General features: G+C 73.2%; 14 protein-coding genes. 12 read left to right on the top strand and 2 right to left on the bottom strand.

Annotated elements, in window-relative coordinates:
* Nucleotides 1–161: 161 nt before the first annotated feature.
* From ACF1ED_RS09510 to ACF1ED_RS09490, 5 genes are all read left to right on the top strand, one after another.
* The gene (locus ACF1ED_RS09510) at nucleotides 162–1,472 is read left to right on the top strand and encodes an ABC transporter substrate-binding protein (protein WP_391758283.1); all 1,311 of its coding nucleotides are present in this window, start codon (nucleotides 162–164) and stop codon (nucleotides 1,470–1,472) included.
* An 11-nt stretch (nucleotides 1,473–1,483) separates the two neighbouring features.
* Nucleotides 1,484–2,476, top strand: coding sequence for a carbohydrate ABC transporter permease (locus ACF1ED_RS09505; protein ID WP_391758281.1), 993 nt, complete (start codon nucleotides 1,484–1,486; stop codon nucleotides 2,474–2,476).
* Entirely contained in the window at nucleotides 2,469–3,353 is an 885-nt protein-coding gene (locus tag ACF1ED_RS09500) for a carbohydrate ABC transporter permease (RefSeq protein ID WP_391758279.1), read from the top strand. Before ACF1ED_RS09505 ends, ACF1ED_RS09500 begins: the two co-directional genes overlap by 8 nt.
* A gap of 47 nt (nucleotides 3,354–3,400) precedes the next feature.
* Nucleotides 3,401–4,771 (top strand): GH1 family beta-glucosidase, encoded by a 1,371-nt coding sequence (locus ACF1ED_RS09495; RefSeq protein ID WP_391758751.1) that lies wholly within the window; start codon nucleotides 3,401–3,403, stop codon nucleotides 4,769–4,771.
* A 167-nt stretch (nucleotides 4,772–4,938) separates the two neighbouring features.
* Nucleotides 4,939–5,097, top strand: coding sequence for a hypothetical protein (locus ACF1ED_RS09490; protein ID WP_391758277.1), 159 nt, complete (start codon nucleotides 4,939–4,941; stop codon nucleotides 5,095–5,097).
* Between the two features lie 112 nt (nucleotides 5,098–5,209).
* Here the strand turns inward: ACF1ED_RS09490 and ACF1ED_RS09485 are convergent, their stop codons facing one another.
* Nucleotides 5,210–6,229: a LacI family DNA-binding transcriptional regulator gene (locus ACF1ED_RS09485; protein ID WP_391758275.1), complete on the bottom strand. Its 1,020-nt coding sequence runs from the start codon at nucleotides 6,227–6,229 to the stop codon at nucleotides 5,210–5,212.
* A gap of 190 nt (nucleotides 6,230–6,419) precedes the next feature.
* Here ACF1ED_RS09485 and ACF1ED_RS09480 point away from each other — a divergent pair, with 190 nt between their 5' ends.
* The 7 genes from ACF1ED_RS09480 to thpR all read left to right on the top strand — a co-directional run bounded on the left by ACF1ED_RS09480 (nucleotide 6,420) and on the right by thpR (nucleotide 16,144).
* On the top strand, nucleotides 6,420–8,612 hold the full coding sequence (locus ACF1ED_RS09480; protein ID WP_391758273.1) for a discoidin domain-containing protein: 2,193 nt from the start codon (nucleotides 6,420–6,422) through the stop codon (nucleotides 8,610–8,612).
* A 244-nt stretch (nucleotides 8,613–8,856) separates the two neighbouring features.
* On the top strand, nucleotides 8,857–11,025 hold the full coding sequence (locus tag ACF1ED_RS09475; RefSeq protein ID WP_391758271.1) for a discoidin domain-containing protein: 2,169 nt from the start codon (nucleotides 8,857–8,859) through the stop codon (nucleotides 11,023–11,025).
* A gap of 148 nt (nucleotides 11,026–11,173) precedes the next feature.
* Complete coding sequence (locus ACF1ED_RS09470; protein WP_391758269.1) at nucleotides 11,174–12,265, top strand: DUF1996 domain-containing protein; 1,092 nt, start codon at nucleotides 11,174–11,176, stop codon at nucleotides 12,263–12,265.
* Nucleotides 12,266–12,354: 89 nt separating this feature from the next.
* The gene (locus ACF1ED_RS09465; protein ID WP_391758267.1) at nucleotides 12,355–13,776 is read left to right on the top strand and encodes a GH1 family beta-glucosidase; all 1,422 of its coding nucleotides are present in this window, start codon (nucleotides 12,355–12,357) and stop codon (nucleotides 13,774–13,776) included.
* A gap of 67 nt (nucleotides 13,777–13,843) precedes the next feature.
* On the top strand, nucleotides 13,844–14,014 hold the full coding sequence (locus ACF1ED_RS09460; protein WP_391758265.1) for a hypothetical protein: 171 nt from the start codon (nucleotides 13,844–13,846) through the stop codon (nucleotides 14,012–14,014).
* A 392-nt stretch (nucleotides 14,015–14,406) separates the two neighbouring features.
* Nucleotides 14,407–15,468 carry a hypothetical protein gene (locus tag ACF1ED_RS09455; protein ID WP_391758263.1) on the top strand — a complete coding sequence of 354 codons (1,062 nt, stop codon included), beginning with the start codon at nucleotides 14,407–14,409 and terminating at the stop codon, nucleotides 15,466–15,468.
* A 94-nt stretch (nucleotides 15,469–15,562) separates the two neighbouring features.
* Entirely contained in the window at nucleotides 15,563–16,144 is a 582-nt protein-coding gene (thpR, locus tag ACF1ED_RS09450) for an RNA 2',3'-cyclic phosphodiesterase (protein WP_391758261.1), read from the top strand.
* A 28-nt stretch (nucleotides 16,145–16,172) separates the two neighbouring features.
* Here the strand turns inward: thpR and ACF1ED_RS09445 are convergent, their stop codons facing one another.
* Nucleotides 16,173–17,033, bottom strand: a complete 861-nt coding sequence (locus tag ACF1ED_RS09445; RefSeq protein WP_391758259.1) for a maleylpyruvate isomerase family mycothiol-dependent enzyme — start codon at nucleotides 17,031–17,033, stop codon at nucleotides 16,173–16,175.
* Between the last annotated feature and the right edge of the window lie 129 nt (nucleotides 17,034–17,162).

Raw genomic sequence — 17,162 nt, 5'->3', positions numbered from 1 at the left:
GTCCGTCGTAGTCGTCGGCTGCAACATACCCGCACGACAAGCCTTGACGCGACCTTCTCATGGGGTTTAACTCACATCCTAAATTAAGCCGATGCGGCGGAGAGCGGTCCGGGCGCTCCCCCTGTCGGTACTCCCGCCTTCCCTGAAAGGGACCAGGAGCCATGCGCAGAATCAGAGCCGCCGTCACGGGTGCCGTCACCCTCTCCCTCGTCCTCACCGCGACCGCCTGTGGCGGCGGCGGAGAGGACGGCGGCGGCCAGTCGCCGAAGACCCTCACCTACTGGGCCTCCAACCAGGGCTCCAGCCTGGAGGTCGACAAGAAGGTCCTCCAGCCCGAGCTGGACGAGTTCGAGCGCCGCACCGGCGTCAAGGTCAAGCTGGAGGTGATCCCGTGGTCCGACCTGCTCAACCGGATCCTCACCGCCACCACCTCCGGCCAGGGCCCCGACGTCCTCAACATCGGCAACACCTGGAGCGCCTCCCTCCAGGCCACCGGCGCCCTGCTCCCCTGGGACGCCAAGAACCTCGACGCCATCGGCGGCAAGGACCGCTTCGTCGACTCCGCCCTCGGCTCCACCGGCGTCCCCGGCCAGGACCCGGCCGCCGTCCCGCTCTACTCGATGGCCTACGCCCTCTACTACAACAAGCAGATGTTCAAGGACGCCGGCATAGCCAAGCCGCCGACGACCTGGGACGAGGTGATCGCCGCCGGCAAGAAGCTCGGCGAGAACGGCAAGAACGGCATCGGCGTCGAGGGCTCCAACCTCTCCAACAACATCCACCAGGTCTTCGTCCTCGGCAAGCAGCACGGCGCCGACTTCTTCACGGCCGACGGCAAGCCCGACTTCACCTCCGACGGCGCCGTCGCCGCCGTCAAGCAGTACGTCGACCTCATGGCCACCCACAAGATCGTCGCCCCGGGCAACGCCGAGTACGCCCAGAACCAGTCCCTGAGCGACTTCGCCAAGGACAAGACGGGCATGGTCCTCTGGCAGACCCCCTCGCAGACCTTCGCCTCCCAGGGCATGTCGGAGGAGGAGTGGGGCGTCGTCCCCGCCCCCGTCCCCTCGGGCAAGCCGGGCACCGGCACCGCCACCAACTCGATGGTCGCCGGCATCAACATGGCCGTCTTCAAGAACACCAAGAACCTCGACGGCGCCCTGAAGTTCGTGAAGTTCATGACCAGCGACGAGGAGCAGATCGCCCTCAACAAGACCTACGGCTCCGTGCCGCCGGTCAAGACGGCCCAGAAGGACCAGGCCTTCTCCGGCCCGTCCCTCGCCGTCATCCGCGACACCCTCGCCACCAGCGCCGCCGCCCTCCCGCAGGTCCCGGAGGAGTCGCAGTTCGAGACCGTCGTCGGCACCGCCGTCAAGGAGCTGTTCGCCGACGCCGCCGCCGGCCGGCCCGTCACCACCGAGTCCGTCAAGGCCAAGCTCGACAAGGCCCAGCAGCAGATGCCGAAGAAGTAGGCACCCGCACCATGACCCAGACCGCCGTCACCCCCGCGCGGGAGCCGGCGGTGCGCAAGGCCACACCCGGAGGGGCGCGCACCGCACGCCGCTCCGGGCGTCGCCGTCTCGCACTGCCCTACCTGCTGCTCCTGCCCGCCCTGCTCCTCGAACTCCTGGTGCACCTCGTGCCGATGCTCATGGGCATCGCCATGAGCTTCAAGGAACTCACCCAGTTCTACATCCGGGACTGGGCCGCCGCCCCCTGGGCCGGATCGGACAACTTCTCGGTCTCGCTCGACTTCGACGGGGCCGTCGGCCAGTCGCTGCTCAAGTCCTTCCTCACCACCTGCCAGTTCACCCTGCTCTCCGTCGGCCTGTGCTGGCTGCTGGGCACCGCCGCCGCGATCCTCCTCCAGGAGAACTTCCGCGGCCGGGGCGTCCTGCGCACCCTCTTCCTCGTGCCGTACGCCCTGCCGGTCTACGCCGCCGTCATCACCTGGGCGTTCATGTTCCAGCGCGACAACGGAGTCATCAACCACCTCCTCCACGACCAGCTCGGCATCGGCGACAGCCCCGCCTTCTGGCTCATCGGGGACAACAGCTTCTGGGCGCTGCTCGCCGTCTCCGTCTGGAAGGGCTGGCCCTTCGCCTTCCTCACCGTCATGGCCGGGCTCCAGAACATCCCCCGCGACATGTACGAGGCCGCCGCCCTCGACGGCGCCGGCGTCTGGAAGCAGATCCGGCACATCACCCTGCCGTCCCTGCGCTCCGTCAACCAGGTCCTCGTCCTGGTCCTCTTCCTGTGGACCTTCAACGACTTCAACACGCCGTTCGTGCTCTTCGGCGAGGCGGCACCGGAAGCCGCGGACCTCATCTCGCTCCACATCTACCAGTCGTCCTTCCAGACCTGGAACTTCGGCACCGGCTCGGCCATGTCCGTGCTCCTGCTGCTCTTCCTGCTCCTCGTCACGGGCGTCTACCTCCTGCTCACCACCCGCGGAAGGAAGACCTCCGATGTCTGACGCCGCCCACGCCCGCACGGCCCGGCCGCGCTCGCCGATGGCCCCGCCCCGGTCCTTCCTCTGGACCCGGCGGATCGTCCTCACCGCCCTCACCGGCTTCGTCCTGCTGCCGGTGTACGTGATGATCTCCAGCTCCCTGAAGCCGCTGGAGGACGTGTCGGGCACGTTCGAGTGGATCCCGTCCACGCTCACCGTGGCGCCCTACTTCGACATCTGGGAGACGGTCCCCCTCGCCGACTACTTCGTGAACTCGATCGTCGTCGCGGGCGGGGCCACGGTCCTGTCGGTGATCGTCGCGATCTTCGCCGCGTACGCCGTCAGCCGCTACACCTTCCGCGGCAAGCGGGTCTTCACCGTCACCGTCCTGTCGACGCAGATGTTCCCCGGCATCCTCTTCCTGCTGCCGCTCTTCCTCATCTACGTCAACCTCGGCAACGCCACCGGCATCGCCCTGTTCGGCTCCCGCGAGGGTCTGATCCTCACCTATCTGACCTTCTCGCTGCCGTTCTCCATCTGGATGCTCACCGGATACTTCGACTCGATCCCGCGCGAGCTGGACGAGGCGGCCAAGGTCGACGGCTGCGGGCCGGTCAAGGCGCTGTTCCGGGTGATCGTGCCCGCCGCCCGGCCCGGCATCATCGCCGTCGCGATCTACGCCTTCATGACCGCCTGGGGCGAGGTCCTCTTCGCCTCCGTCATGACCAACGACACCACCCGCACGCTCGCCGTCGGCCTCCAGGGCTACGCCACCCTCAACGACGTCTACTGGAACCAGGTGATGGCCGCCTCCCTCGTGGTGAGCGTCCCCGTCGTCGTCGGGTTCCTCCTCCTCCAGCGCTACCTCGTCGCCGGCCTCACCGCGGGTGCGGTCAAGTGACGTCCTCCCAGCCCCGTACCGCAGAAAGGCACCCCGTGTCCGACCCCATCGACGCGCCCCTCGACCTGGCGGCCTTCCCGCCCTCCTTCGCCTGGGGCACGGCCACCTCCGCCTACCAGATCGAGGGAGCCGTCGCCGAGGACGGCCGCGCCCCCTCCATCTGGGACACCTTCTCCCGCGTCCCCGGCGCGATCGACAACGGCGACACCGGCGACACGGCCTGCGACCACTACCACCGCTGGCCCGAGGACATCGCCCTCATGAAGGAGCTCGGCGTCGACACCTACCGGATGTCGATCGCCTGGCCCCGCGTCGTCCCCGGCGGCGACGGGCCCGTCAACGCCGCCGGACTCGACTTCTACGACCGGCTCGTCGACGGCCTCCTCGACGCCGGCATCACCCCCTCCGTCACCCTCTACCACTGGGACCTGCCGCAGGCCCTCCAGGACCGGGTGCGGGACAGCCACGGCGGCTGGACCGAGCGGGCCACCGCCGAGCACCTCGCCGCGTACGCCTCCGTCGTCGCCGAGCGCCTCGGTGACCGCGTCACCCAGTGGGCCACCCTCAACGAGCCGCTCTGCTCCGGCTGGATCGGCCACCTGGAGGGCCGGATGGCCCCGGGCCTCACCGACCTGACGGCCGCCGTCCGCGCCTCGTACCACCTCCTCCTCGGCCACGGCCTCGGCACCGCCGCGATCCGGGCCGCCGCGCCCGGCGCCCGCGTCGGCCTGGTGACGAACCACTCCACGGTCACGCCCGCCTCCGGCCGCCCCGAGGACCTGGCCGCCGCCGCCCGCATGGACGGGCACAGCAACCGCTGGTGGCTCGACCCGGTGTACGGGCGCGGCTTCCCCGCCGACATGCGCGAGCTGTACGGCGTCGAACTCCCCGAGCGGCCCGGCGACCTGGAGACCATCGCCGCCCCCCTGGACTGGCACGGCCTCAACTACTACTTCCCGGTGACCGTCGCCGACGACCCCGAGGGCCCCGTCCCGCACGCCCGCGAGGTCCGCCTCCCCGACGTGCCCCGCACCGGCATGGACTGGCAGATCGAGGCGGCGGGCCTGGAGAGCCTGCTGCTGAGGCTCACCGAGGAGTACGGCGTCCGCGAGCTGTACGTCACCGAGAACGGCTCCGCCTTCCCCGACGCCACCGGCCCCGACGGCGCCGTCCACGACCCCGACCGGACCCGCTACCTGGAGCAGCACCTCGCCGCCTGCGCGAGCGCCGTCCGCAAGGGCGCCCCGCTCGCCGGCTACTACGCCTGGTCCCTCCTGGACAACTTCGAGTGGGCCTACGGCTACGACAAGCGCTTCGGCCTCGTCCACGTCGACTACGCCACCCAGAAGCGCACCGTGAAGACCAGCGGCCGGCGGTACGCGGAGCTGATCCGCGCCCACCGCGATCCGCGCGGCTGACCGGCCGGCGGCCCTCGACCGCGCACACGGCCGCCCCTACCGTCAGGGGGGCGGCCCTCCCGTGCGGCGTCGGGGGCCGCCCTCCCCTTCCCCGGGGGCGGGGCCTCCGGGCTTCTTCCCGGGGCGGCCCCCGCTCCTTCCCGACGCCCACGGACGAGGAGAACCCCATGGCCGTCCCCGCCACCCCGCCCCTCGCGTCCGGCGCCGACGACGTCGGCGCCCGGCTGCGCCGCGCCTACGAGGGCGAGTTCGCGCGCCGGCTCGACGGCTGGTCCGCCGAGCGCCTCACCGGGCAGGTCGCCCTGCTGGACGCCCTGGGGGAGTGAACGGCGGCCGCGCCCCCGGCCCCGGACGGGAGCGGCGGGCCGTGCGCCGTCGGCGGCCGGGGACGCGGGCCGTGCGCCGTCCGGGGCGGTGGGGCGCGTACGGGGGCCGGGGTCAGGCCGACTCGCGTACGACCAGGACCGGTTCGAAGACCTTCGAACCGGTTTCCGGCGTGCCCGCGTCCAGGCGGTCCAGGAGCAGCCGGGCCATCGCCGAGGCCATCTCCTCCACCGGCTGCCGCACGGTCGTGAGCGGGGGAGCGGCCGTCCGGGCCGCCACCGAGTCGTCGAAGCCGATCACCGCCACCCGCCCCGGCACCGCCACGCCCCGCTCCGCGAGGAAGCGGCAGGCGCCCCGCGCCATCAGGTCGTTCGCCGCGAAGACCGCGTCGATCCCCGGGTCCCGCTCCCACAGCCGGGCCATCGCCTCCCGGCCGCTCTCCTCGGTGAACAGGCCCCGCTCGACCGGCACGTCGGCGACGCCCAGGGCCGTGAGCGCCGCCGTGAACCCGGTCAGCCGCTCGCGCGCGGCCGGCGCCGTCACCGGCGCCGCGACGGCCGCGGGGCGCCGCCGCCCGGCCGCCCACAGGTGCTCGGCCGCGAGCCGGGCGCCCGAGGCGTTGTCCAGGTCCACCCAGCCGCAGCGGACCCCGGCCCGCGGGCGCCCGAAGAGCACGGTGGGCAGTCCGGCCGCGACCAGCATCCCGGGCAGCGGGTCGTCCTCGTCGAGCGGCACCACCAGCGCTCCGTCGGCCCCGCCGCGCCGCAGGTACTCGACCAGCTGCACGCGGGCCGGCTCGGACTCCGCGACCAGCAGCACGGGCTGCACCGCGCGCTCGCGCAGCACCGGGAGCACGCCGTCGACGACGCGCCCGAAGAAGGGGTCGGAGAAGAGCCGGGCGGTGAAGGAGCCGCCGGTCGCCGACAGCACCAGGGCGACCGCGCCGGTGCGCCGGGTCACCAGGGAGCGGGCGGCCTGGTTCGGCGCGTAGCCGGTCCTGGCGACGGCCGCGAGGACCGTCCGCCGGATCTCCGGGGCCACGTTCCGCACGCCGTTGACCACGCGTGACACCGTCGCGCGTGACACCCCCGCCTCGCGTGCGACGTCCTCCAGCGTCGGTCCCCGATTCCCCATCCACGCACTTTATCGGTGCGGGGTGTCCGGTGGGTGGGTCGTGGGCCACGGCGGCCCCCCGTTCCCGATCGATGCTTAATGCAAGTCAAAAGAAAAGTCGTGTCACATGGCTTGACCGTCCCCTCCGCCCGCGTGCAAGGTTCCGGAGAGCGCTCTCCCATGTGTCCGTCCCGCATCACCGAGGAGACTCATGTCCCCCGTTGGGTCCCCGCCGGCACGCCGGCGCCCCGCCCCCACACTCCGCCGTTCCACGGCCGGCGCCCTCGTCGCCGCCCTGGCCGGCACCCTGCTCGCGGTCGTCCCCACGACCGCCGCGCAGGCCGCCGAGACCCTGCTCTCCCAGGGGAGGACGGCCACCGCCTCCACCCTCGAAGGAGCCGTCTTCCCCGCCTCCGCCGCCGTCGACGGCGACTTCGGCACCCGCTGGGCCAGCCAGTGGCAGGACCCCCAGTGGCTCCAGGTCGACCTCGGCGCCACCAAGCAGCTCAGCAGGGCCGTCCTCACCTGGGAGGCCGCCTACGGCAAGAGCTACGAGATCCAGGCGTCCGACAACGGCACCACCTGGCGCACCGTCACCGCCGTCTCGGCCGGCGACGGCGGCACCGACGAGGTCGCCCTCTCCGGCTCCGGCCGCTACGTCCGGATGAACGGCCTCACCAGAGGCACCGGATACGGCTACTCCCTGTGGGAGTTCCAGGTGTACGGCTCCGCCGACGGCACCGGCCCCACGCTGCCCGGCGGCGGCGACCTCGGCCCCAACGTGCACGTCTACGACCCGTCCACGCCCGGCCTCCAGGCCAAGCTGGACGCCGTCTTCCAGGAGCAGGAGTCCGCCCAGTTCGGCGCGGGCCGCCACGCCTTCCTCCTCAAGCCCGGCACGTACAACGGCCTCAACGCCCAGCTCGGCTTCTACACCCAGATCGCCGGCCTCGGCGTCCGCCCCGACGACACCACCATCAACGGCGACGTCACCGTCGACGCCGGCTGGTTCAACGGCAACGCCACCCAGAACTTCTGGCGCGGCGCCGAGGGCCTCGCCCTCAACCCGGTGAACGGCACCGACCGCTGGGCCGTCTCCCAGGCGTCCTCCTTCCGCCGCATGCACGTCAAGGGCGGCCTCAACCTCGCCCCGAACGGCTACGGCTGGGCCTCCGGCGGCTACATCGCCGACTCCAAGATCGACGGCCAGGTCGGCAACTACTCGCAGCAGCAGTGGTACACCCGCGACAGCTCGATCGGCGGCTGGTCCAACAGCGTCTGGAACCAGACCTTCTCCGGCACCGAGGGCGCGCCCGCGACCTCCTTCCCCGAGCCGCGCTACACCACCCTGGACACCACCCCGGTCTCCCGTGAGAAGCCTTACCTGATCTGGGAGGACAACCAGTACAAGGTCTTCTCCCCGGCCAAGCGGACCAACGCCCGCGGCACCACCTGGGCGAACGGCGCCCCGCAGGGCGAGAAGATCCCGCTGACCCAGTTCTACGTCGTCAAGCCCGGCACCACCGCCGCGACCATGAACCAGGCCGTCCAGCAGGGCCTGCACCTGCTCTTCACGCCCGGCGTCTACCACGTCGACCGGCCGATCGAGATCAACCGCGCGGGCACCATCGTGCTCGGCCTCGGTCTCGCCACGATCATCCCGGACAACGGCGTCGCCGCCATGAAGGTCGCCGACGTCGACGGCGTCCGCCTCGCCGGCTTCCTCGTCGACGCCGGCCCGGTCAACTCCCCGGTCCTGCTGGAGCTCGGCCCGCAGAACTCCTCGGCCGACCACGCCGCCAACCCGACGACCGTCCAGGACGTCTACATCCGCATCGGCGGCGCCGGTCCCGGCAAGGCCACCACCAGCATGGTCGTCAACAGCGACGACGTCATCGTCGACCACACCTGGGTCTGGCGCGCCGACCACGGCGACGGCGTCGGCTGGGAGACCAACCGCGCCGACTACGGCGTCCGCGTGTACGGCGACGACGTCCTCGCCACCGGCCTCTTCGTCGAGCACTTCAACAAGTACGACGTCGAGTGGTACGGCGAGCGCGGCCGCACGATCTTCTACCAGAACGAGAAGGCGTACGACGCCCCCAACCAGGCCGCCATCCAGAACGGCACCACCAAGGGCTACGCCGCCTACCGCGTCGACGACTCGGTGAACACCCACGAGGCGTGGGGCCTCGGCAGCTACTGCAACTACAACGTGGACCCGACCATCGTCCAGGACCACGGCTTCAAGGCGCCCGTCAAGCCGGGGGTGAAGTTCCACAGCCTCCTGGTGGTCTCCCTCGGCGGCATGGGCCATTACAACCACGTCATCAACGACACCGGGGCGTCCACCATCCCCGCCGGCACCTCGACCGTGCCCTCCACCGTCGTCAGCTTCCCGTGACGACCCGCCGGGGCGCGGCACCCTCCGCGCCCCGGCGGCGGTCCCCACCGGCAGCCGTCCGCGGCCGGAGTCCCTCCGGACCGCCACGGCCTTCCCGCCCCCCGGCCCCGCCGGGCGGCGCCTCGCGCGCCCCCGGCACCCCGGGGCCGCGCCCCCGACCCCTTCCGGGCGGCGATCCGTCCCGCTGCGCCGCCCGGAAGGGCACCGCCTCCCCTTCCCTCACCGCGTCCGTCCTGGAGCCGCCATGACCGCGCACCACCTCCCCACGACCACCCGCACCCGCACCGCCGCCTCCCTCGTCTCGCTCGGCGTCCTGCTCGCCACCTCCCTGACGGCCCTCGCCGCCGCCCCGGCCTCCGCCGCCGAGACCCTGCTCTCCCAGGGCAGGACGGCCACCGCCTCCTCCACCGAGGGCGCGGGCTTCCCCGCCTCCGCCGCCGTCGACGGCGACCCCGGCACCCGCTGGGCCAGCCAGTGGAGCGACGGGCAGTGGATCCAGGTCGACCTCGGCCGCTCCGCCGCCGTCAGCCGTGTCGTGCTGAACTGGGAGGCCGCCCACGCCACCGCGTACGACATCCAGCTCTCCGACAACGGCACCGACTGGCGCACGGTGAAGACCGTCACCGGCTCGGACGGCGGCACCGACGAGATCGCCGTCTCCGGGACCGGCCGCCACGTCCGCCTCCAGGGCGTCACCCGCTCCGGGGGATACGGGCTCTCCCTCTGGGAGTTCAAGGTGTACGGCGAGGAGGGCGGCACCCCGCCGCAGACCGGCGGCGCCGTCCGCGTCACCGGGAGCCAGGGCAACTGGCAGCTGACCGTCGGCGGACAGCCGTACACGGTCAAGGGCGTCACCTGGGGCCCGTCGGTCGCCGACGCCGGCCGGTACATGCCCGACGTGAAGTCGCTGGGCGTCAACACCATCCGCACCTGGGGCACCGACGGCTCCACCAAGCCGCTCCTCGACGCGGCGGCCGCCCAGGGCATCCGCGTCATGAACGGCTTCTGGCTCCAGCCCGGCGGCGGCCCCGGCTCCGGCGGCTGCGCGAACTACGTCACCGACACGACGTACAAGACGAACATGCTGAACGAGTTCGCGAAGTGGGTCGAGGAGTACAAGTCCCACCCGGCGACCCTCATGTGGAACGTCGGCAACGAGTCCGTCCTCGGCCTCCAGAACTGCTACTCCGGCACCGAACTCGAAGCCCAGCGCAACGCCTACACGAGCTTCGTCAACGACGTCGCCAAGAAGATCCACACCATCGACCCGGACCACCCGGTCACCTCCACGGACGCGTGGACCGGCGCCTGGCCCTACTACAAGCGCAACGCCCCCGACCTCGACCTGTACTCGATGAACGCCTACGGCGACATGTGCGGGGTGCGCGAGGACTGGGAGCAGGGCGGCTACACCAAGCCGTACCTCATCACCGAGACCGGCCCGGCGGGGGAGTGGGAGACCCCCAAGGACGCCAACGGCGTCGCCGACGAACCCACCGACGTGCAGAAGGCCGAGGGCTACACCCGCGCCTGGAACTGTGTCACCGGACACCGGGGCGTCGCGCTGGGCGCCACCGTCTTCCACTACGGCACCGAGCACGACTTCGGCGGCGTCTGGTTCAACCTGCTGCCCGACGGCCTCAAGCGGCTCTCGTACTACGCCCTGAAGAAGGCGTACACGGGCAGCACCGCGGGCGACAACACCCCGCCCGTCATCTCGAACATGACCGTCACCCCGTCCGGATCCGCCCCGGCCGGCGGCGAGTTCACCGTCCGCGCCGACGTCCGCGACCCCGACGGCGACCCCGTCACCACCAAGGTCTTCCTCAGCGGCAACTACGCCAACGGCGACAAGCGGCTCCTGGAGACCCCGCACCGTCGCAACGCCGACGGCTCCCTCACCGTGACCGCCCCCGAGAAGCTCGGGGTCTGGAAGGTCTACGTCCAGGCCGAGGACGGCCGCGGCAACGCCGGCATCGAGACGAAGTCCGTCAAGGTCGTCGCCCCGCCCGTCACCGGCACCAACCTCGCGCAGGGCCGCACCACCACCGCCTCCTCCTTCCAGGCCTCCTACGGCGACTGCCCCTGCCCGGCCGCCAACGCCACCGACGGCAACACCGCCACCCGCTGGGCCAGCGACTGGGCCGACCCGCAGTGGATCCAGGTCGACCTCGGCTCGGCCAAGCCCATCCGCACCCTCCAGCTCGTCTGGGACCCCGCCTACGCCAAGTCCTACGAGGTGCAGGTGTCCGACGACGGGAACGCCTGGCGGACCGTCCACACCACCACCACGGGCAACGGGGACATCGACACCATCGCGACCGCCACCACCGCCCGGTACGTCAAGCTCCAGCTGACGGCCCGCGGCACCGGCTGGGGTTACTCCCTCCACGAGTTCGGCGTCTACAGCTGACGGCGCCGGACCCACGAACGGGGGTGGCCGGGACCCGCGGAGGGACCCCGCCACCCCTGCACCACCGCACGAAGCGCAACCGCCACCCCACCCGTCGCGTGGCGTCACCGCGTTCACGCGAAACCACCCCCATGGGCAGGAGATCCCCATGAGATCGAGTCCGAAGCGGCTCTCCCTCCTCCTCGTCAGCACGGCCCTCATCGCCGGCGCCCTCGGCTTCGGCACGATGGCCCAGGCCACCGACCCGGACGCGGGCGTCCCGCCCGCCGTCGCCGCGGCCGCTAACCACGTCGGGCACCAGATGGCCGCCTCCACCATGGCCTCGGGCGACGACGCCGACGGGGACGGGTACATCCCCGCCGTCCCGCCGGTCACCGGCGTCACCCCCTCCACGGCCACCCCGCCCCCGGCCTACCACCACGAGTTCCAGGCCGGCTGCGCCGCGAGCCATACCGCGCCCGACGACCCGATCGTCTACCCGGGCCAGTTCGGCAAGTCCCACGACCACACGTTCATGGGCAACACCTCCACGAACGCCGCCAGCACCACCGCCTCGCTCTACGGGGGCGCCACCACCTGCAAGGCGCCGGCGGACGCCTCCGCGTACTGGATGCCCTCGCTGTACAAGGGCGACCAGAAGATCCTGCCCGTCGGCCCGCAGGTCATCTACTACAAGGCGGGCGTGACCGACTACCGCAGCGTGCGCCCCTTCCCGAAGGGGCTGCGGTTCGTCGTCGGCAACCCCATGCAGACCGAGCAGGAGTTCCGCGCCCACAAGGGCTTCGTCGAGGGCTGGGAGTGCGGTGACAGCTTCTTCAACACCGACATCCCGGCGAGCTGTCCGAGCCGGCCCGACGTCCAGCTCAACCTGCGCATGCAGGCGCCCAGCTGCTGGAACGGCCTGCACCTCGACACCCCCGACCACAAGAGCCACATGGCGTACCCGGTCGTGAAGCCCGGCACCAACGACAACATGTGCCCGGCCTCCCACCCGGTCGCCCTGCCGATGATCGAGTTCAAGATGGCCTGGCCGGTCAACGGCGACATGAGCCAGGTCCGCCTGGCCAGCGGCCGCGGCTACTCCTTCCACTACGACTTCTTCAACGCGTGGGAGGAGCGCACCCTCAAGGCCCTGGTCGACCACTGCATCAACGGCGGCCTCCAGTGCGACACCCGGGGCTTCGACCTCTACCGCCCCGAGCGCGGCACGGTGCTGGACGCCGACCACCGCCTGCCCTGACCCCCGCCCGCCCCGTACGGGACGGCCCGGACGCCCGTCGCGGCGCCCGGGCCGCCCCCGTGCGGCCTCCACCGGAGAGCACCCGCCCCATGCCTGCCGACGCCCGCTTCCCCGACGCCCGCTTCCCCGACGACGACGCCCTGATCGCCCGCCTCCCGCGCGCCTTCCGCATCGGCGCCGCCACCTCCGCCTACCAGATCGAGGGCGCGACGGCCGAGGACGGCCGCACCCCCTCCATCTGGGACACCTTCTGCCGGGTCCCCGGCGCGATCGACAACGGCGACACCGGCGACCCGGCCTGCGACCACTACCACCGCATGCCCGAGGACGTCGCGCTGATGGCGGACCTCGGCCTCGACACGTACCGCTTCTCGGTCTCCTGGCCGCGCGTCCAGCCCGGCGGCCGGGGGCCGGCCAACCCGAAGGGGCTCGCCTTCTACGACCGGCTCGTCGACGAACTCCTCGCCCGGGACGTCACCCCCTGGCTCACCCTCTACCACTGGGACCTGCCCCAGGAGCTCCAGGACGCCGGCGGCTGGCCCGCCCGCGACACCGCCCACCGCTTCGCCGACTACGCCGCGCTCGTCCACGACCGGCTCGGCGACCGCGTCACCCACTGGACCACCCTCAACGAACCCTTCTGCTCGGCGGTCCTCGGTCACGTCGAGGGCGTCCACGCCCCCGGCGGACGCTCCCTCGCGGACGGCGTCGCGGCCGTGCACCACCTGCACCTCGCCCACGGACTCGCCGCGCGGCGGCTGCGCGCGGACGCCCGCCGCCCGCTCGACCTGGCCGTCACCCACCTGCTCGGCACCAGCGCCCCGGCCGGCGACAGCGCCGCCGACCGGGAGGCCGCCCGCCGCGCCGACGCCTTCGGCTTCCGCTTCTACCTCGACCCGATCCTGCGCGGCGCCTACCCCGAGGACCTGATCCGCGACCTCGCCGCGCACGGCGTCGGGATCCCGGTCCGCGACGGCGACCTCGCCGCCATCGCCACCCCGATCGACACCCTCGGCGTCAACTACTACCGCTCGATGCGGAGTTCGGGCACCGACGAGCACGGCTCCACCACCGACGCCCGCGGCCTCCCGGTCACCCGGAACCTCCCGCACGGCGGCCTGCCCGTCACCGGCCCCGGCTGGGAGGTCATGCCCCACGACCTCACCGCCCTGCTCCTGCGCATCGCCCGCGACTACCCCGGCACGCCCATGGTCATCACCGAGAACGGCGCCGCCTACGACGACGTCCCCGACGCCGACGGGCACGTCGACGACCACGACCGCACCGCCTACCTCTCCGCCCACCTCGCCGCCGTCGCCCGCGCCCGCGAGGCCGGCGCCGACGTCCGCGGCTACCTCGCCTGGTCGCTCCTCGACAACTTCGAGTGGGCGTACGGCTACGCCCAGCGCTTCGGCCTCGTCCGCGTCGACTACGCGACCCAGTCGCGCACGCCCAAGCGCAGCGCCCGCTGGCTGCGCGACACGGCCCGCCTGGTGCGCGGCACGGCCTGAGGACGGGGCGCCTTGCGGGCGGTCGTGGCGGGGCGGACGATGGGAGAGGGGGCGAAGGAGTGACGTCATGGCCGAAGAGCAGGGCGACCCGCTCGCCGCCTGGACCCAGCGACTGCTCGGTCTCGGCGCCGGGATCTCGCCGGTGGACGCCAGGTCGTTCGTCCACGATCTCTACACCCACGCCCAGGCCGACCTCGACGCGGAGCGCGCCGAGGCCGACTTCGTGCGCGAGGAGTAGCCCCGCCGGGAGTTCAGGCGCGCAGCGCCCGCCGCGGGGCGGGCGCGCCGGCGACGGTCGGGCCGACCGGGAGCACGCCGATCAGCGGCAGGACCGGTACGGCCGCCGAGGCGGCCGCGCCGGGCGGCCCGCGCCCCGCGCCCCGCGCCGGGCGCCCCGCGGCGGGGACTTCCGGAGCAGGACGGGTCCGAGCGCGAGGACGCGGTGCTCCAGCACGCCCTCGCGGAGCCGGCCGCAGACCCCGCGCCCCGCCTCGTCCACCGCGCCACCAGGGACCACGCGGGGCAAGACGGCGCCGACGGCCGCCTCCGACAAGCCGCGGCCCGGCGGGAACCAGCCGCTCCGGCCGATCGTGTAACGGAGGACGAACGTGCCGAGACGAGGGAGACGCGGTGGCCGGCGACACGAGGATCGAGGGGAACACCCTGCTGCTGGGCGACGGGGTGCGGGTGCGCTTCATCCGCACGCTCCGGCTGCCCGAGACCGGCACCCACCGGCTGCCCCCGGGCCTCGGCGAGTTCCCGCTCCGCCGGGTCGAGGACTACCCCGACACCGTGCCCGAGCAGTGGCGCGCCAAGGGCGGCGTGATGCTCCCCGTCTACCTCCGCGAGGCGATGTGGCTCAGCTTCGCGGGCAGCCAGGAGCCCTCGGCCCTCCAGGTCGGCGTCGGCAAGGTCTGCGCGATCTCCGGCGAGAAGTGGACCGGGAAGCTGTCCCGGCGCCCGCAGAACTACGTGGTGCTGCCCCGCCAGCCGTGGCTGGACGGCATCAACTCCGGCAAGGGCACGGTGCGCCAGTTCGTCGCCGTCCCGCTCGGCATGGGCGCCACCGTCGAGGGCCAGGTCACCGGCGAGGAGACCGTCGGAGGCCTCCAGCTCCAGGCCTTCCCGCTCGCCCCGAAGCCCCGCGCCGCCTGGCGCGAGGAGCAGCGACGGCTCGCCGAGGAGCGGGCCCGCCACCGCGCCGCCCACCCGCCGCAGTACGGCGGGGCCCCCATGGCCGGTTACGGCGCCCCGCCGCCGATGCCGATGGCCGCCCCGGCGGGCGCGCCGCCCGCGCCCGGCGCGGCCATGGGCATCGGGGCGGGCGGTTCCATGCGGCAGGAGGTGTACCAGGACGACCGCAAGGCCCGCGACTGGTCCGACACCCCCGAGGCGCGCGTCTTCGTCCACCTGGTGACCCCGCCCGAGTGGCGCCGCATCACCGGCGAGGAGCCCCCGCCGTCCCCCGTCGACCGCGCCGCCTACACCCGCGCGGGCCTGCCCTGGTACGACTACTTCGACGCCGACGGCACCGACCTCGCCCCCGCGGACACCCTCGCCGACGTCAAGCCCGTGGGGGAGTGGCTCGGCGACGACCTCGACCCGTGGACCCCGCCGGCCCCGCACCAGATCAAGCCGCTCGGCCCCCCGCCCCCGCCGCCGGGCGCGCCGGTCGCCGACGGCGACTGGTGACCCCGCCGGGCGGGTCCCCGTACGAGAGGGCGCACCGGCCCCGTACCGGGACCCGCTCGCACGGGGCCGGACCCGGCACGGTACGAATCGCTCTGTGAACGACACGACCCAGCCCGCCGCCATCCGCGTCTTCATCGCGCTGGCGCCGCCCGACGACGCCAAGGACGAACTCGCCCGGGCCCTGGCCCCCGCCTACGCGGCACACCCCGCCATGCGCTGGAACCGGATCGAGGACTGGCACGTCACCCTCGCCTTCCTCGGCGAACTGCCCGTCACCGCCGTGCCCCTGCTCCACGGCCCCCTCGCGGAACTCGCCGCCGCCCGCCGCCCCCTCGGCCTGTCCCTCCGCGGCGGCGGCCACTTCGACGCGCGCGTCCTGTGGAGCGGCATCGCCGGCGACGTCCCCGGCCTCCACCGCCTCGCCGATGACGTGCGCGCCCTGGTGAAGGAGACCGGGATCCCGTACGAGGGCCGCCCGCTGCGCCCCCATCTGACGCTGGCCCGCGCCCGCCGGGGCGACCTCACCGGCGTTCCGGACGCGGCCGGCGTCCTCGACGGCTTCGAGGGGCGCCCCTGGCCGGCCGCCCGCCTCCACCTCGTCGGCAGCGACTACGCCCGGGGTCCCGCGCCGGTCCGCTACCAGGACATCGTCTCCTGGCCGTTCACCGGAGCCTGATTCCGGACCGGCGCCGGCCCGCCCGGCCTCAGGGCGCGGCGATCAGCTCGCTCAGCCGCGTCGCGAGCCACGGCCTGCGCCCGCCGGCCCGCATCCGGCCCAGCGCGATCGCCTTCCAGACCGGCATCCGGCCGAAGGAGACGAGCAGGAAGGCGGCCGGGGCCGCCGTGATCCGGCAGTCGTACGAGCGCGGCGGCGCGTCCCGCGTCACGGCGGCGGCGCCGTCCTCCACCACGACGGCGAGCCGGGGGCCGCCCTTCAGGGCCAGGTCGAAGGCGATCCGCACCCCCTTCGCCTTCTCGGCGTCGAGGGCGAGCGGCATCATCGTCACCATCGCCTGCCCGATCGCCAGCGAGGCCTCCGCCGCGCCGACGGCCCACGGCCGGCCCGCGCCGCGCGCGATGTCCAGCCCGTGCACGAGGGTCTCGCTGAGCATCAGTCCGGTCGCCGCCGAGAGCGGGACGGTCCGCCCGGGCCCGTACCAGGGCGAGGGGACGGGCAGGTCGTGCGCGAGTCCCCCGGAGTGCCGCAGGAAGGCCGTGCCCCGCTCGGCCAGGATCGCGCCCAGCCGCTTCCGCTCGGCCCCGGCGACGAGCCCGGTGGACAGGGCGTTCACGGCGGTGATCCGCTCCTTGAAGGTGGCTTCCCCCTCCGTGAGCAGCGCGTCCCAGTCGACGCCCCCGTCGGCGGAGACGGCGGAGCCGTAGGCGAGGTACACGGCGGCGAGGTGCGCCCCGACGTCCCCCACGGACCACGCGGGCACTCCCGAGGGCGCGTCCAGGTCGTCCGTCCCGTCCAGCAGTTCCACCAGCCGCCCGGTCGCGGCCTCCAGCGCGGCGCGGGTCCGTCCGTGCTCGGCCACCGGATCGTGCGTCGTGACGACACCCATGCGATCTCCCCCCAAGGCTGTGGACGGGCCCGCACGTTACCGTCCGGTAGCACCCTGGCGACAGGGCCGCGCACATCACGAACAGGACACTCCCGGGACCCGGAGTGGACCCCCGCCCGCACCCGCCGC

It is taken from the genome of Streptomyces sp. NPDC014656, assembly GCF_043084305.1.
In the GTDB taxonomy this organism is placed as follows: Bacteria; Actinomycetota; Actinomycetes; order Streptomycetales; family Streptomycetaceae; genus Streptomyces.
This window is presented reverse-complemented; position numbering and strand designations above follow the sequence as displayed.

Coding starts and splice junctions, on each gene's coding strand:
- ACF1ED_RS09510 (WP_391758283.1), top strand. CDS start 162: ATGCGCAGAATCAGAGCCGCCGTCACGGGTGCCGTCACCCTCTCCCTC.
- ACF1ED_RS09505 (WP_391758281.1), top strand. CDS start 1,484: ATGACCCAGACCGCCGTCACCCCCGCGCGGGAGCCGGCGGTGCGCAAG.
- ACF1ED_RS09500 (WP_391758279.1), top strand. CDS start 2,469: ATGTCTGACGCCGCCCACGCCCGCACGGCCCGGCCGCGCTCGCCGATG.
- ACF1ED_RS09490 (WP_391758277.1), top strand. CDS start 4,939: ATGGCCGTCCCCGCCACCCCGCCCCTCGCGTCCGGCGCCGACGACGTC.
- ACF1ED_RS09485 (WP_391758275.1), bottom strand. CDS start 6,229: ATGGGGAATCGGGGACCGACGCTGGAGGACGTCGCACGCGAGGCGGGG.
- ACF1ED_RS09480 (WP_391758273.1), top strand. CDS start 6,420: ATGTCCCCCGTTGGGTCCCCGCCGGCACGCCGGCGCCCCGCCCCCACA.
- ACF1ED_RS09475 (WP_391758271.1), top strand. CDS start 8,857: ATGACCGCGCACCACCTCCCCACGACCACCCGCACCCGCACCGCCGCC.
- ACF1ED_RS09470 (WP_391758269.1), top strand. CDS start 11,174: ATGAGATCGAGTCCGAAGCGGCTCTCCCTCCTCCTCGTCAGCACGGCC.
- ACF1ED_RS09465 (WP_391758267.1), top strand. CDS start 12,355: ATGCCTGCCGACGCCCGCTTCCCCGACGCCCGCTTCCCCGACGACGAC.
- ACF1ED_RS09460 (WP_391758265.1), top strand. CDS start 13,844: ATGGCCGAAGAGCAGGGCGACCCGCTCGCCGCCTGGACCCAGCGACTG.
- ACF1ED_RS09445 (WP_391758259.1), bottom strand. CDS start 17,033: ATGGGTGTCGTCACGACGCACGATCCGGTGGCCGAGCACGGACGGACC.